The 14,415-nt window shown below is 62.8% G+C and carries 14 protein-coding genes; 6 read left to right on the top strand and 8 right to left on the bottom strand.

Features of this window, described 5'->3' with window-relative positions:
- Positions 1-3 precede the first annotated feature (3 nt).
- From pcaF to ACDK93_RS10080, 6 genes are all read right to left on the bottom strand, one after another.
- The gene (gene pcaF, locus ACDK93_RS10105) at positions 4-1,212 is read right to left on the bottom strand and encodes a 3-oxoadipyl-CoA thiolase (RefSeq protein ID WP_458068370.1); all 1,209 of its coding nucleotides are present in this window, start codon (positions 1,210-1,212) and stop codon (positions 4-6) included.
- Positions 1,212-2,054, bottom strand: coding sequence for an amidohydrolase family protein (locus ACDK93_RS10100; protein ID WP_458068369.1), 843 nt, complete (start codon positions 2,052-2,054; stop codon positions 1,212-1,214). The genes pcaF and ACDK93_RS10100 overlap by 1 nt, the downstream gene beginning before the upstream one ends.
- 54 nt (positions 2,055-2,108) lie before the next feature.
- Positions 2,109-3,752: a (2,3-dihydroxybenzoyl)adenylate synthase gene (locus ACDK93_RS10095; RefSeq protein WP_458068367.1), complete on the bottom strand. Its 1,644-nt coding sequence runs from the start codon at positions 3,750-3,752 to the stop codon at positions 2,109-2,111.
- Positions 3,753-3,766: 14 nt separating this feature from the next.
- Positions 3,767-4,528: an SDR family NAD(P)-dependent oxidoreductase gene (locus ACDK93_RS10090; protein WP_458068366.1), complete on the bottom strand. Its 762-nt coding sequence runs from the start codon at positions 4,526-4,528 to the stop codon at positions 3,767-3,769.
- Positions 4,529-4,655: 127 nt separating this feature from the next.
- Positions 4,656-5,627, bottom strand: coding sequence for a SphA family protein (locus ACDK93_RS10085; RefSeq protein WP_458068365.1), 972 nt, complete (start codon positions 5,625-5,627; stop codon positions 4,656-4,658).
- A 126-nt stretch (positions 5,628-5,753) separates the two neighbouring features.
- A complete protein-coding gene (locus tag ACDK93_RS10080; RefSeq protein ID WP_458068363.1) occupies positions 5,754-7,010 on the bottom strand; it encodes an MFS transporter in 1,257 nt (418 codons plus the stop codon).
- A 385-nt stretch (positions 7,011-7,395) separates the two neighbouring features.
- Here ACDK93_RS10080 and ACDK93_RS10075 point away from each other — a divergent pair, with 385 nt between their 5' ends.
- From ACDK93_RS10075 to ACDK93_RS10050, 6 genes are all read left to right on the top strand, one after another.
- On the top strand, positions 7,396-8,340 hold the full coding sequence (locus tag ACDK93_RS10075) for a LysR substrate-binding domain-containing protein (RefSeq protein WP_458068361.1): 945 nt from the start codon (positions 7,396-7,398) through the stop codon (positions 8,338-8,340).
- Between the two features lie 99 nt (positions 8,341-8,439).
- Positions 8,440-8,868, top strand: coding sequence for a DUF2946 domain-containing protein (locus ACDK93_RS10070; protein ID WP_458068360.1), 429 nt, complete (start codon positions 8,440-8,442; stop codon positions 8,866-8,868).
- Positions 8,869-9,063: 195 nt separating this feature from the next.
- Complete coding sequence (locus ACDK93_RS10065; RefSeq protein WP_458068358.1) at positions 9,064-10,131, top strand: transporter; 1,068 nt, start codon at positions 9,064-9,066, stop codon at positions 10,129-10,131.
- Positions 10,132-10,232: 101 nt separating this feature from the next.
- Positions 10,233-10,751, top strand: coding sequence for a TlpA disulfide reductase family protein (locus ACDK93_RS10060; RefSeq protein WP_458068357.1), 519 nt, complete (start codon positions 10,233-10,235; stop codon positions 10,749-10,751).
- A 153-nt stretch (positions 10,752-10,904) separates the two neighbouring features.
- A complete protein-coding gene (locus ACDK93_RS10055; protein ID WP_458068356.1) occupies positions 10,905-11,606 on the top strand; it encodes a pirin family protein in 702 nt (233 codons plus the stop codon).
- A 156-nt stretch (positions 11,607-11,762) separates the two neighbouring features.
- A complete protein-coding gene (locus tag ACDK93_RS10050) occupies positions 11,763-12,701 on the top strand; it encodes an MBL fold metallo-hydrolase (RefSeq protein ID WP_458068354.1) in 939 nt (312 codons plus the stop codon).
- Between the two features lie 7 nt (positions 12,702-12,708).
- Here ACDK93_RS10050 and ACDK93_RS10045 read toward each other — a convergent pair whose 3' ends face one another.
- Positions 12,709-13,065 (bottom strand): tRNA-binding protein, encoded by a 357-nt coding sequence (locus ACDK93_RS10045; RefSeq protein ID WP_458068353.1) that lies wholly within the window; start codon positions 13,063-13,065, stop codon positions 12,709-12,711.
- 9 nt (positions 13,066-13,074) lie between these two features.
- A complete protein-coding gene (locus tag ACDK93_RS10040) occupies positions 13,075-14,361 on the bottom strand; it encodes an NAD(P)/FAD-dependent oxidoreductase (protein ID WP_458072416.1) in 1,287 nt (428 codons plus the stop codon).
- Between the last annotated feature and the right edge of the window lie 54 nt (positions 14,362-14,415).

Below are 14,415 nucleotides of genomic sequence, written 5' to 3'. Positions count from 1 at the left end.
TGCTCAAACCGCCTCGATCGCCACGGCAATGCCCTGGCCGACGCCGATGCACATGCTGCACAAGGCCAGGCGGCCGCCGGTGCGCTGCAATTGACGCACAGCGGTCAGTGCCAGGCGCGCGCCGGACATGCCCAGCGGATGGCCCAGCGCAATCGCGCCGCCGTGCGGGTTGATGTGCGCACCGTCGTCCGGCAGTCCAAACGCGCGCAGCACGGCGAGCGCCTGTGCCGCAAAGGCCTCGTTGAGTTCGATCACGTCGAAATCGGTGATTGCCAGATTCGTCTGTACAAGCAGCTTTTGAATCGCGGGAATGGGGCCGGCGCCCATCACGCGCGGTGGCACGCCTGCGGTGGCAATGCCGACAATGCGCGCTATGAGAGTGAGGCCTGCATGCTTCGCACCGGCTTCGCTGGCCAGCAGTAGCGCTGCCGCGCCGTCGTTGATGCCGGCCGCGTTGCCCGCTGTGACCGTACCGCCCTTGCGGAAGGCCGGCTTCAATCGGGCCAGATCGTCGAGCGTGGTCTGCGGGCGCGGGTGTTCGTCCCTGTCCACCACTTGCACTTCGCCACGTCGCGCACCGGCCACTTCCACGCTGGTGATTTCCTCGGCAAAGACGCCGTCGGCGATGGCCTGGGCTGCGTGCTGCTGGCTGCGCAGGGCGAACGCATCCTGATCGGCGCGCGAGATGCCGTGTTCCTCGGCCACGTTTTCCGCGGTGTCGCCCATCGAATCGACGCCGTGCAGATCGACCATGCGCGGATTGACGAAGCGCCAGCCGATGGTCGTGTCGTGGATTTCCGCATGACGCGAAAACGCCGTGGTCGCCTTGGGCATCACCAGCGGCGCGCGGCTCATACTCTCCACACCGCCAGCAATGGCCAGATCGAGTTGACCACAGCCAATACCACGCGCGACCGACGCCATGGCTTCGAGCCCGCTGCCGCACAGCCGGTTGACGGTGGCGGCGGCTACCGTCACCGGCAGTCCGGCCAGCAGGGCGCACATGCGCGCCACGTTGCGGTTGTCTTCGCCGGCCTGATTGACGCAGCCGTAGTAGATTTCTTCCAGCCGGCTCCAGTCGACGCCAGGGTTGCGTGCCATCAGCGCCCGCAGCGGCACCGTGCCCAGGTCATCGGTGCGCACGCTGGACAGCGCACCGCCAAAGCGGCCGATCGGCGTGCGAATGCCGTCGCAAATATAGGCGTTCTGCATCACAGGCCCAGCACGCGCTCGGCGTTGGCATGCATGATCTTTTCCATGACTTCATTCTTGTAGCCCAGCTCGGCCCATTCGCGCAGGATGCGGTCGTACGGCAGGCTCGGGTAGTCGCTACCGAACATGATCTTGTCCTGCAGACGACCGCGGATATCCACTTTCAAATTGCCCGGAAAATGCTTGGGCGCCCAGCCGGACATTTCCCAGTAAACGTTGCCCTTGTGCAGCGCCACCGCCGTGGTTTCTTCCACCCATGGCCAGCCCGGGTGCGCCATGATGATTTTGAGCTGCGGGAAATCTGCCGCCAGGTCGTCGACGGCCGACGGGTGCGCGTGGTTGATGCGTGCGCCCATGCCGCCAGGCATGCCCGCACCCATGCCTGTAGTGCCCACGTCGATCATCACCGCCGCGCCGAGCGAAGCGATCTCTTCGAACAGCGGGTAATAGCGACGGTCGTTGACGGCGAAGTGCTGCATGATCGGATGAAAGTGGAAACCCATGAAACCGAAGTCTTTTACCGCAGCACGCGCCTCGCGGATGGCGATCTCGCCCTTGGCCGGCTCCACCGCACCCCAGCACTGAATGATGCGCTGCGGATGACGCTTCCAGATGTCGTGCACGTACTGGTTGGTGCACGGCGGCGTGGCAACCGTGGTTTCCAGATCAAGCGCCACCAGGCACGCATCGACGCCGGCGGCGGTGAACTCGGCGACGACATCGTCCTCGGCCTTGCCGACCCAGTCGCGCTTCCAGTAGGTCGCCAGCGCTTCCACGTAAGGACCCTGGGCATCGATCCAGGTCTGGGTGCCGGGATAGCAGTGCAAATCGATAATGCGCATAACGTTCCGTGGTGATAGAAAATTCGAATGGTTATTGGATAAGCGCTTGAAGGCTCAGGCCGCGGGCGCCAGCATGGCGGCCACTTTTTCAGCAAGCGCCTTCTTCGAAACCTTGCCAAAGGTCGACAGCGGAAATTCGGGCAACAGTTCGAGACGTTCGGGCAATTTGAACTTGGCGATCTCGTAGCGCTGCAGAAAGGCCACCAGCTCCGCCAGGTTCAGCGACTGGCCGTTTTTCAGGATCACGAAGGCGCACATCTTTTCACCGAGGGCCGGGTCAGGCATCGGCACACAGGCCACGTTCTGCACGGCCGGATGGGTGAGGATGAGGTTCTCGATTTCTTCGGCGCTGATCTTTTCACCGCCGCGGTTGATCAGATCCTTCTTGCGACCTTCGACAATGTAGTTACCCGACGGATGCTTGCGCATCAGGTCGCCGGAGCGATAGAAACCGTCCGGCGTAAACTGCTTGGCGTTGTACTCCGGCACGCCGAAGTACCCACGCAAGGTGTAAGGACCGCGGCAGGCCAGCTCGCCGATCTCGCCGTCGGCCACTTCGGCGCCGTCGTCGTCGATCAGCTTGACTTCGTCGTCCACACACACCGGGCGACCGCAGGTTTCCAGCAGCACCTCTTCCGGATCACCCTTGCGCACGAACATCAGCAGGCCTTCGGACATGCCGAAGTTTTCCTGCACGAACGCGTTGCGGAAAAGTTCGCGCGTGCGCAGCCGAACCTCCGGCTGCATACGCTGACCGCCGCTCTGAATCTGCCGCACCGAATCGAGCGCGTAGTCGTGCACAGCCGGATCGTTGATCAGACGGATCAGCAGCGCCGGCACCACCTTGAGATGTGTCACACCATGCTGCTGGATCAGCGCGAACATTTCCGCCGGGCGCGTGTTGGCATGCAGCACCACGGTGGCTCCCTTGAACATGAAGCCCTGAATGCCCGGGCACGCCAGCGGCAGATTGTGCGCGATCGGCAGCACCAGCAGCAGCACCGAGTCGGCCTCCACGCCGGCGACCTCGGCCGTGATTTTCGAGTTATAGGCGTAATCGTTGTTGGTGCGCGGAATGAGCTTGGGGATACCGGTGGTACCGCCGGACAATTGAAAGATGCACGGATCACCCGGCTCGATCACCAGCTCGCGCAGCGCACTCATCGGCAGGCTGGCTGGTCGCGTTATGAGTTCGGTAAGCGAATGCTCGCCCTCCCCTGCCTGGCCCAGCACGATGCGCAGCTGCATCGACGGATGCTCGTTCTGAACGCGCTCGATCATCGGCGCAAAGCGGAAGTCACCGACGCTTTCCGGATACACGCAAACGCGTGCGCCGGACAGCTGGGTGAACTGGCTGATCTCGGCATAGCGGTGCGTGACCAGCGCGGCAATCGGAATGGCGCCGATCTTCTGCAGCGCAAAATACAGAATCACGAACTCGGCCACGTTCGGCAGAACCGGCACCACGCGATCCAGCGGGCGCAGCCCCAGCTCCAGCAGATTCAAGGCCAGATTGTCGGTGACGCGATCGAGCTCGACGTAGGTATAACGTCGCTCGCCGTCGATCAGCGCGGTGCGCTCGGCGAAGCGCGCGAACACGTCGGCAAACTCCTGCGCGAGGCTGCGATCGAGCCAGTAGCCGCGCTCGCGATAGCGACGCGCATAGTCGTCGGGAAAGGGAACAAAACCTTCAAGCATGAGAGAGCGTCCTTTCAAGTTGAGCTGCTGAAACCGCCATCGATCACCACGATCTCGCCGGTCACGAAGCGGTTGGGTCGCAGCAGGTCGAGCATGGTCTGCGCCACGTCATAGGCAGTCACGCAGCGACGCAGCGGCGTGGCGCGGGCGCGCTTGCCCATCAGGTCGTCGTACTTGTCGGCCAGCATGCGCTCCATCCACTCGCCTTCCATCCAGCCGGGCGCCACCGCGTTGACGCGAATCTCCGGGCCGAGATTCCAGGCCAGCGTTTTGGTCAGGTTGATCAGCGCTGCCTTGCTGGCCGAGTACGGCGGCGGCTGCGGACCGGGGCGCAGGCCGACGATGCTGGCGGTGTTCACCACCGCCGGATCGCTGCCCTTTTTCAGCAGGCGTACGGCGGCGCGCGTCACCTGAAACGTGCCGCGCACGTTCACCGCAAACGTGCGGTCCCATGCGTCCATGTCCAGGCTTTCCAGATCGCGCACTTTCCACGTGGCGGTGGTGCCGGCGTTATTGACCAGGGCGTCCAGATGGCCAAACGCATCTTCCACTTTCTGCAGCATGGCGCGCACGGCGGTATCGTCACTGACGTCGCACTGCAGAAGCAGCGTTTTTGCACCGCGTGCCTGCGCTTCGGCCGCCACGGCCTCGGCGGCCTTGATGCTGGAGGCGTAGTTGATGGCAATGTCGTAGCCGGCGTCGGCCAGTGCCAGCACCGCGCTGCGGCCGATGCCGGTGCCGCCGCCGGTGACCAGGGCTTTTCTTCGATCAGTCATGCGCAATCTCGTGTGTGTTTGCAAAGAGTAAGGTGGCGTCGCGCCAGAACATCACGGTAGTTCGTCATGCCGGCGCAAATAAGATGGCGCGATGCGCAGGGTGATTCGCCTGACGCATCGCCATCGGTCAGGCGTCGTGTTTGGCACGCCACAGCGGGAGATAGATCTGGATCCAGTAACGGTTGCCGCGTGCGCGGTTTTCCACGTCGGTCTCATGCTGCCACTTCGCAGTGATGCCGCCGCCGTGCGGGAACGTGTAGCGCAGCTGCGGACCGAAACCCAGCGCCTTGCCGTAGTTGCCGTTGTTGAAGGGCAAACCGTTCTGCATGTCGCGGCTGACCTGCTTGTAGTAGTAGCCGTTGGCTTCCACCCACAGGCGCGGCGCCACCATCACACCGGCGACCCAGTCGACGTCGAACTCGTCGCCAGACTGATAGTTGGTGGCGCTGTTTTTCTGGTTGACGACATACACCGCCTGAAAACCGATATTGGTCGTCTTGGTCGGCAGCCACGACACGCCGTAGTTCCACTGCCATGCGGTGAAGTTGTGGCCGAGGTTGACGAGGTTGTTCTTGTCGTACGAACCCGTCGGCAGGCTGATGGTGAGATTCGCCTGCTGCGCAATCGTGCCGAACGAAGTCTGCGACACCTTGCCAATCAATAGCGGCGCAATCAGCACGTCGCCCACGCCGGACACGCTCTGGCTGCGCGGCTTGCCGCCAGCCACCACGCTCTGATGCAGATCGATCAGCGGAATCACAAGGCGCGAACCGATGTGGATGTCGTCGCCCAGATCCACCGGATACGTCACATCGAAACGCTCGGACGACACCGCCGACCACACAGAAAAATCAGTCGGCTTTTTCGGGCTGGTTGACTCCAGCGTATTGGCGCTGTAGTAAGAGTTGTAGCTGAAAAAACTTAGCGGGTCCGGCGGCGGCGAAAAGCCGGGATTGATCGTGAACACGCCGATCGGATACGTCGTGCCACCGTTTTCGGTGGCTTGCGCAGCGCTTGCCAGCGCACCGATGGCGACGAAACCACCGGCCAGCGCGGCTACGCGCAGGCGGCGGGAGACAGGCGACAGAGTCTTGTACATGCGTCATTCCCCTTCTGTGGCGCCTGCACCAGGCGCGTCTGTAGAGTCGTGGTCGTCTGACGACAACCCGATGTGGTGTTGGTGAACTCATGCAGCGCGGAAGTCACTCTTCCGCCAGTCAGTCGATCAATGCGCTGGCTTGGTTTCCAGCAGCGGCGAAGCGCGGTCGCCTTGTCCACCCAGGGCCTGGTTCTGCCCATAACGATAAGGACCAAGGATCAACATCAGCAGGCAGGCAATCAGCAACCCGCCGCAGATCACGTAAAGCGGCACTTCGTAGTTGTGCAATTTCTGAAAGCCCATGCCGACCAGAAACGGGCCCACGCCGGAGCCGAACATGAAGACCGCAAAAAAGTAGCCGTAGACTTCGCCGAAAGCGCGCAGGCCGAAATAGCGCGACTGCAGGTAAGCGATGAAATCCACTTCCGCTCCCAACCCCAGTCCGACCAGCATGATGCTCGGTATCGCCATCGCCACGCTGTTGGTGGAAAGCAGCATCAGGATGCCGATGATCGGCATAGCGAAGAACGTCGCCGCGATGTAGGGCGCAAAAAAACGGTCGAGCAGATAACCTGCCAGCAGACGGCCGGCGATAAGCGCGAGGCCCGCAGTAGCCAGCACGTTGGCGGCGGTGGCCGCCGGAATGCCGCGATCGGTCATCAGCGGCACCAGGTGCGCAATGGTGCCGCTGGCGGCGGTGGCCAGTGCGAAAAAGGCCAGCACAAGTTTCCAGAACGTACCGGTGCGCACCACTTCCTTCGCCGTGAGGCCGGGCAGTTCGGGCGGCACGCCCTTCTCATAGGCACCGCCATCGACAAGCCAGATGATCGCCGGAATCGCCACGACGGCGGTAAGCGCGCCGAGGCCTAGATAAGCATGCCGCCAGCCGACGTGATCGATCAGATACTGCGCCAGACGCGGCACCAGCGCCGTGCCCACGCCGACGCCGGCCATCGCCACGCCCAGCGCCAGCCCGCGGCGACGATCGAAGGCGGCCGATACCGCCTTGGCGTAGATCAACGGCGTCTGGCCCGCGGCCACCAGACCGGTGAGCGCGTAAAGCATGATGAAGGTCATCAACGATGTCGTGACCTGCCCGATCATCGCCATGCCAATGGCAAACAGCACGATGGCGGACAGTGCAATGCGTCGTATGCCGTGGCGGTCAACGTAGCGGCCGACGAAGGGCGTAGCCAGGCCGGTCAGCACCAGGCCGATCATCAGCGCGGTGGACAGCGTGCCGCGCTGCACGCCGAGTTCGGCCGACACCGGCTTGATGAATACGCCAAAGGAAAACTGCATGATCGGCCCGTTGCCAACCACCAGTCCCAGAACCGCCCCCAGCACAATGCGCCATGGGCTACGTGCAGCCTGCAAAGTCATTCGCTTCTCCGATTACAACGCTACGCTGCGTGCATGCCGGCGATCATGTTCGCCGTTTCGATGGATCCGATCAGTCAATCGTCTCGGACCGATGCACTCAGTGTCAGGGATGTTCGATTTGCACCCAGAGCTTGCGCAGCCAACGCCGTAGTTCCAAAAGCTGCCGCAACCCTTTGTTGCAACGCAATATTTTCGCCGTTTTTCCCCGCCCACCCCGGCGGATGCGTGGAAACTACGCGCCCCTTCGCAGTCCGATAAGATGGCAAAACCACGATCGTGATTCGATTTCCGCATCGGCTGAAAATAGCGGTTTATCTGCTCGTCTGACGGAACACGGTCATCTACTCCATCACGCTGTCGACGCGTCGCCCATCGCAGAGAAACCATGAAGCTCGAACAATTGAGACACTTGGTCGCCATCGTGGCACATGGCAGCCTGCGCGCCGCCGCGCGACGACTGAACATGCCGCAGCCGGCGTTGACTCGCAGCGTGCGGGCGCTGGAGCGCGAGGTGGGTGCCGCGCTGTTTGTGCGAGAGACCACCGGCATGGTGCTCACGCCCATCGGCCAGCGCTTTCATCTGCGCGCCAGCGTCATGGTCAACGAAGCGCGGCGCGCGCTGGATGAAATTTCGCAGGACAGCGGTGACGCCGAAGGCGTGGTCTGCGTCGCGCTGTCAATCATGCCGCACGTGGGCATGCTGCCTTACGCGCTGCCGATATTCCGGCGCCGCTATCCGAACGTGCTGCTGCAATTGATCGAGGGGCTGTTTCCGGACGTGGAGAGTGCGCTGCGCCAGGGCAGTATCGACTTCTATCTCGGCGCCGCACCGCGCACGGCGCCGGCCGCCGGCCTGGTGGTGCAGCCGCTGTTCGAGAACACGCGCGCCGTGGTGTGCCGTAAGGGTCACCCCATGGCCGGCGCCACCACGCTGGCCGAGCTGGTCGATGCCGACTGGATGACCACTGCCGTCGACTACGGCAGCACCGAAGATGACATGACCCGTTTGTTTGCCTGCCACGATTTACCCGCGCCGCGAGTCAAGCTGCGCGCGCACTCGGCCATGTCGGTGATCGTGGGGCTCGCGCACAGCGATCTGCTGGCGATGCTGCCCGTGCAGTGGGCCGAATTTCCGCCCACGCAAGACGCCCTGCAAATCATCAACGTGCGCGAGACCCTGCCAGCGCCGGCCATCGTGATGATCCGTCGGCCGGATCTGCCGTTGACGCCAGCCGGTGAATTCCTCAGCGATCTGCTGTGTCGATCGGGCATCAGCGTGGAGCCTTCGGCTATCTCGATGACCGGCCGAAAGGCTTCTGTCGCGAAGTAGTAATCCGGCTCGCGCACGTTCGCTGCAGAATCCACCTTCGATGGAAACCGGGACCGTATGCCGCGCCGCACTGACGCCTGCCTGTAAGCCAGCCGTGCGATGATGCACGCCGTCGGGACATCGACACGTGCAAAGGAACAGAGATTCGGGATGGCGGCTTTCCGCAAAACGAGGCATCAAACGTGGTTCGCATGGCTGGCTTTGTTCGCCATGTGGCTCACGGTGGGCATGCCTGTGGTTTCGCAGATGCTGCCGAGCCATGCCATGTCGATGGACATGGGCAGCTGGTGTACACCGCACGGGCTCAGCGACCATCACCCGAACAGCCCGTCGGAGCCGACCTCGCCGCTGGACAAATGCGGCTATTGCAGCCTGCTCTGCCACAGTCCGCTGGCTCTGGGTGACGTCAGCCTCGCGCTGCCGCCGCTGCTGCTCCCTGCCCAGACTTTATTCGAACAGGGCATTCCCGCCGGCCCGCTTCCGCGGCTGCTGAGCGCCCATCCCCGAGGGCCGCCGTCGCTTGTTTGACGGTAGTTGATCTTGACGCCTCGTTTGTCCGATCGACGAAACGAGCGTTGATCTAATCATGCTCGGTACTCCACACATCCAGGCCATAAAGCCGCTGGCGCGATTGCGCTGACGGCCGTGCGCCGATGTCGTGCGAGATGCCGAACCCCTCATTTGTGCGCGGCCTCAGCGCCGTGCCGGCAAGGATTTCCTCCCATGCATTTCTCATCGACTTCCAAGGCAACGCTGTCACTTTCCACGGCGCTGCTGCTATCGCTGCTGCCTGTCGCGGCACAGGCCTGCGCCACGTGCGGCTGCACGCTCAGCACCGATGCCGCCACCGGCTACTCCGCCGAATCAGGCTGGCGGTTCAATGTGGATTACACCTTTATCGATCAAAACGGACTGCGCAGCGGCGACAGCCACGCCAGCCCGGAGCAGGTGGTCAATCGGCCGTCTGACCCGTCGCTGGGCGGTGGCGAGATTGAACACAACACCAAAAACCAGTACCTCAATTTCACTGCGGCGTATCGCTTCAATGCCGACTGGGGCATCAGCCTGCTGGTGCCCTACGTGAAGCGCGATCACGACACCTACGGCACCCAGCTGCAGCCGTACACGCCGGCCGAAAGCGCGCCGGACCAGCTCAGCAACGCCAGCGTGTCCAGCCTGGGCGACATCAAGCTGCTGGCGAGCTATCAGGGCTTTCTGCCCACGCACAATCTCGGCGTGCAGTTCGGCGTCAAACTGCCCACAGGCAACTACGGCGGAGAAACGGACGACGGTAACTTCGTCGGCACGCCGGTACTGTTCAAGCATGGCCCGGGCGCCGGCCAGGCGCTGGATTCGAGTCTGCAGGCGGGTACCGGCAGCACCGACCTGATCGTGGGCGCCTACTACTTCCAGCCGATCAGCCAGAATTTCGATGGCTTCGTCAACGGCCAGTTCCAGGCGGCGGTTGCGGAAAGGATGAGCGCGGCGGGCGCCAATTACCGGCCCGGCAATCTGGCCACCATGGGCGTGGGCGTACGCTACGAGGCGCACGCGGACTGGGTGCCGCAGCTGCAGCTCAACCTGCTGCACAAGAGCGCCGATCAGGGCGCGTTCGCCGATCAGCCCGATACCGAGGGCACGGTGGCGTATCTAAGCCCCGGCATCAGCGCGAGCATTACGAAAAAGCTGCAGATGTACGCCTTTGTGCAGGTGCCGGTTTACAGCCACCTGGCCGGCTACCAGCTGTTTCCGGGCTGGACCGGTACTGTGGGAGTCAGCATGGCGTTGTAAAGGTCGTTGATCCACAGCAGCCGCCTGAATTGTTCAGGCGGCTATCATTCCGAGACGCCATGCGCAGCCACAGCACGCCATCCATCCGACCAGCAAGCAGCGTGAGAGCCGTCATCTCGCGCGGCGTGATCGCGATGGTATTCGCCCTGCTCTTTTCGACGGCCGCAAACGGCAAAAGCCTCGTCGTGGGTCAGCCTGCTCCGCCGATCCGGCTAATCACGCTGGACGGCCAGTCGATTGCCACGCAGGACTTGAAGGGAAAGGTGGTGATCGTGACTTTCTGGGCCACCTGGTGTGGCCCGTGCCGCGAAGAGCTGCCGCTGCTTTCCCGCTATGCGCAGCAGCATGCCGGCGATGGCCTGGTGATTCTTGGCTTCAGTCTCGACACGCCCGACGAGCTGGATCAGGTGCGCGCCATTTCACGCAGCCTGCGTTTTCCGGTGGGCCTGTTGGGCGATCCGCACGTGCCGGGCTACGGCCGGATCTGGCATCTGCCGGTCAGTTTCACCATCGATCGGAAGGGCCTGCTGGTCGACAATGGCTGGAAGGACAAGAATCCGGTGTGGACATCCGAACGGCTGGAGCAGATCGTCACGCCGCTTCTGGACCAGTCACCCTGAGCGCGCGAAAGCCGTCCTTGACCGGTCATCCGCATCAGAAACCGTCAATTCGGTGACAGACTGTTTCCTTACGGCGCATTTAAGTGCGAAGTCTTTGTCCCTACCTTTGTCGCAGGCGCCGGTACGGCGCAAATCACTTATAGGAGACACGTCGTGATTGAACGCAGACCGTTCGAAAGCCTGGGTGGTGCGAACCACGGCTGGCTCGATGCCAAGCATCATTTTTCGTTTGCCGGCTACAACGATGCCAGGCGCATGGGCTGGGGTGCGCTGCGCGTGTGGAACGACGACACCATCGCCCCGCAGACCGGCTTTCCGCCGCACTCTCATGGCGATATGGAGATCATCACCTACGTGCGCGAGGGCGCGATCACCCATCGCGACAACCTGGGCAACACCGGCCGCACCGAAGCCGGCGACGTGCAGGTGATGAGCGCCGGCAGCGGCATCACGCACAGCGAGTACAACCTGGAGTCGGAGACCACCCGCATCTTCCAGATCTGGATCATCCCCGACCAGCGCGGCCGGCCGCCTTCGTGGGGCGCCAAACCGTTCCCCGCCGGTGACCGCTCCGGCAAATTTGTGGCGCTCGCCAGTGGCTTTGCACAGGATACGGATGCCTTGCCCCTGCGCACAAAGGCGCGCGTGCTCGGCGCCACGCTGAAGGCCGGCGAATCGACCGAATACGCGCTGGGAGAGGATCGCTACGGATACCTAGTGCCGTCGCGCGGCTCGGTGGAAATCAACGGCATCGCGCTGCATACGCGTGATGGCGCCGCCATTCACCGGGAGCCCGTGCTTCGCATCAGCGCACTGGAAGATACCGATCTGGTGCTGGTCGACGCCTCGGCCTGATCGAAAAACGCTAGGGTGAGCGGCCGAACGCTCGGAAGTTTCAAGCACCACAGCGTTCGAGGTAAATCGCCAGCCAAGTGCGTCAACATTTCGTTGCCGAGGGTTTTGCTACGCTTCCGCACTCTTATTTTTTCATCAACGTGCGCGAGAGCCAGCATGACATCCACCCATGGCATTCATACCATCGACACGGGCTTCGTTCGGCCGCAGTTTGATGCGGCGTATCTGATCGTTGAAAACGGTCGCGGCGCCTTCATCGACTGCGGCACCAACTATGCGGTGCCTCGCATGCTTGCCGCCTTGGATCAGGCGGGGCTTACTCCGGCCGATGTCGACTGGCTGATCCTCACGCACGTGCATCTGGACCACGCCGGCGGCGCCGGTGAGTTGATCGCCCATCTGCCCAACGCCAAACTGGTGGTACATCCGCGCGGCGCACGGCACATGATCGACCCGTCCAAATTGTGGGCCGGCGCAAGCGTCGTCTATGGCGATGCGGTGATGAAGGAAACCTACGGCCATTTGCGTCCGATACCGGCCGAGCGCGTGATCGAGGCCACCGACGAATACGTTATCGATTTAGCCGGCCGGCCCCTGGTCTGCCTGGATACGCCGGGACACGCAAAGCACCACAACACCATCTACGACGCGCGCGCCAACGTCTGTTTTACCGGCGACGTGTTCGGTTTGTCGTACCGCGAGTTCGACAAGGATGGACGTCCATTCATCGTGCCGACCACCTCTCCCGTGCAGTTCGATCAAAAAGAGCTGCACACATCCATCGATCGGCTGATCGCACTCAAGCCGGCCGCGATGTATCTCACTCACTACGGCCGCGTCGAAGACATCGATCGCCTCGCCGCCGATCTGCACGTACAGATCGATGCCATGGTCGCACTGGCGCAATCGGCCGACAAAGCGCCCGACCGGCATGAGGTATTGAAGGGCTTGCTGACCGAGCTCTATCTCGGACGCGCCGCGGCGCACGGCTGGTCGCATGACGAGCGCGCTCTCGCAGACATCATCGGCATGGATATCGAGCTTAACGCGCAGGGCCTGGAGGTATGGCTGGATAACCAGAAGAAGGCGGCCTGACGATCGTTCAGGCCAGGCGCGTTCCGTTGGGTACCGGACGCTCGACCGACGTCAGCACCACACCTTCATCGGTGTGGAAACCCGTCAGCAAAAACTGCGAGCGGAAGGGACCGATCTGCTTTTCAGGAAAGTTGATCACACCCACGATCTGACGGCCGACCAGGTCGTCGGCCTTGTACAGCGCGACGATCTGCGCGCTGGTTTTTCTCTCTCCATACGGGCCGAAATCCACCCATACCTTCCACGCCGGCTTGCGCGCCTCGGGAAACGGTTCCACGCGGACGACGGTTCCCGCGACGATGCACACTTTCTCAAAATCGGCCCAGCTGATTTCTTCCGGCGCCACGTGGTTTTCTTCGCTCATGTTCGTCCCTTAGGTTTCTCGCGCCGCCTTCCACCAATCTTTGCCCTGCTGCCACCAATAGCTTGCCTGCGCGCCAAGATAGCCGAACGGTCGATACGTGCGCTGCAAACCATAATCCGCAAACTGGGTCCAGCGATCGTCACCCGTGGCAATGGTCGAGGCGAGCAGTTCGCCCGCGGCGCACGTGGGCGCCAGACCATGGCCGCCGAACGCCTGCGCCCACCATAGGCCGTCACCACTACCGCCGATTTGCGGCATCTGGTGGCGTGCATAGCTCATCAGGCCTGACCAGGCGTAGTCCACTTTTACACCATGCAACTGCGGAAACACGCGCAGCAGATCGCGTGTCAGCAGCTGCTTCACTGCCTGCGCGGATCGATCACGCACCGAAATGCAGCCACCCCAGAGCAAGCGCGTGTCAGGCAGCGCGCGGTAATAGTCGAAGGCAAAACGGGTGTCGTAAATGGCGGCCCGCGTACGCAGGCAATCGGTCATGCGTGCGCCCAGCGGTTCGGTCACCATCACGTACGTGGCGATCGGCAGAATCGCCGCGTCGATCGTCGGCTGCAGTGCGGCGAGATAGCCGCCGCAGGCCAGCACCACCTGATCAGCCAACACGTCGCCCTGCTTCGTTCGCAGACGCCACTGCGCACCTTCACGGGTGAGGCTGCTCACGCCGCTATGTTCATGCAGGCGCACTCCCTGTCGAGTGGCCGCAGCCGCCAGACCGATCGCGTAGTTCAGCGGGTGCAGATGCAACGCATCGCGTTCATACAAACCGTCGTGATAGCGAGCGCTGCGCACGCGCTGGCGCAGCTGATCCTGCGGCAACCATTGCCATGCCGAACCGTACTGCTCGGCCAGCAGCTGCTGACGCCGGCGCAATACCGCGGGATCACGAAACCAGTTGGCCCAGATGACGCCCTCATCCACCAGGTCACAAGCTATGGCGTAGTGGGCGACACGATGCCGAATCAAACGCACCGCATCGGAGGTAAGGTTGAACAAGGCGCGTGCGCGCGTCGCGCCGAGCTGATGGAGCAGCGCCCGCTCACCCAGCGAATAGCCGCCGAAGACGAAACCGCCGTTGCGACCCGACGCGCCGAAGCCGATCTGCTCGCGTTCCAGCAGCACGATGTCGGACATGCCACGTTCGGCCAGTCCCAGCGCCGTGTTCAAGCCCGCGTACCCGCCCCCGACAATCGCCACACTCGCGTGCGTCGTGCCTTGCAATGGCGCGTACACGTCATAGGGCGTAGCTGTGGCGCGGTAGAAAGAGGCCGCCGTGGCTTGCATCACCGTCGTCAGATCCGCTGTCAAACCGTGAGCATAGCGCAGCCTCCGAAGAGG

Source organism: Rhodanobacter sp. BL-MT-08, assembly GCF_054161255.1.
This window is presented reverse-complemented; position numbering and strand designations above follow the sequence as displayed.

Bases quoted from the DNA above. Each gene is read 5' to 3' on its own strand.
- pcaF (WP_458068370.1), bottom strand. From the start codon at position 1,212: ATGCAGAACGCCTATATTTGCGACGGCATTCGCACGCCGATCGGCCGC.
- ACDK93_RS10100 (WP_458068369.1), bottom strand. From the start codon at position 2,054: ATGCGCATTATCGATTTGCACTGCTATCCCGGCACCCAGACCTGGATC.
- ACDK93_RS10095 (WP_458068367.1), bottom strand. From the start codon at position 3,752: ATGCTTGAAGGTTTTGTTCCCTTTCCCGACGACTATGCGCGTCGCTAT.
- ACDK93_RS10090 (WP_458068366.1), bottom strand. From the start codon at position 4,528: ATGACTGATCGAAGAAAAGCCCTGGTCACCGGCGGCGGCACCGGCATC.
- ACDK93_RS10085 (WP_458068365.1), bottom strand. From the start codon at position 5,627: ATGTACAAGACTCTGTCGCCTGTCTCCCGCCGCCTGCGCGTAGCCGCG.
- ACDK93_RS10080 (WP_458068363.1), bottom strand. From the start codon at position 7,010: ATGACTTTGCAGGCTGCACGTAGCCCATGGCGCATTGTGCTGGGGGCG.
- ACDK93_RS10075 (WP_458068361.1), top strand. From the start codon at position 7,396: ATGAAGCTCGAACAATTGAGACACTTGGTCGCCATCGTGGCACATGGC.
- ACDK93_RS10070 (WP_458068360.1), top strand. From the start codon at position 8,440: ATGATGCACGCCGTCGGGACATCGACACGTGCAAAGGAACAGAGATTC.
- ACDK93_RS10065 (WP_458068358.1), top strand. From the start codon at position 9,064: ATGCATTTCTCATCGACTTCCAAGGCAACGCTGTCACTTTCCACGGCG.
- ACDK93_RS10050 (WP_458068354.1), top strand. From the start codon at position 11,763: ATGACATCCACCCATGGCATTCATACCATCGACACGGGCTTCGTTCGG.
- ACDK93_RS10045 (WP_458068353.1), bottom strand. From the start codon at position 13,065: ATGAGCGAAGAAAACCACGTGGCGCCGGAAGAAATCAGCTGGGCCGAT.
- ACDK93_RS10040 (WP_458072416.1), bottom strand. From the start codon at position 14,361: ATGCAAGCCACGGCGGCCTCTTTCTACCGCGCCACAGCTACGCCCTAT.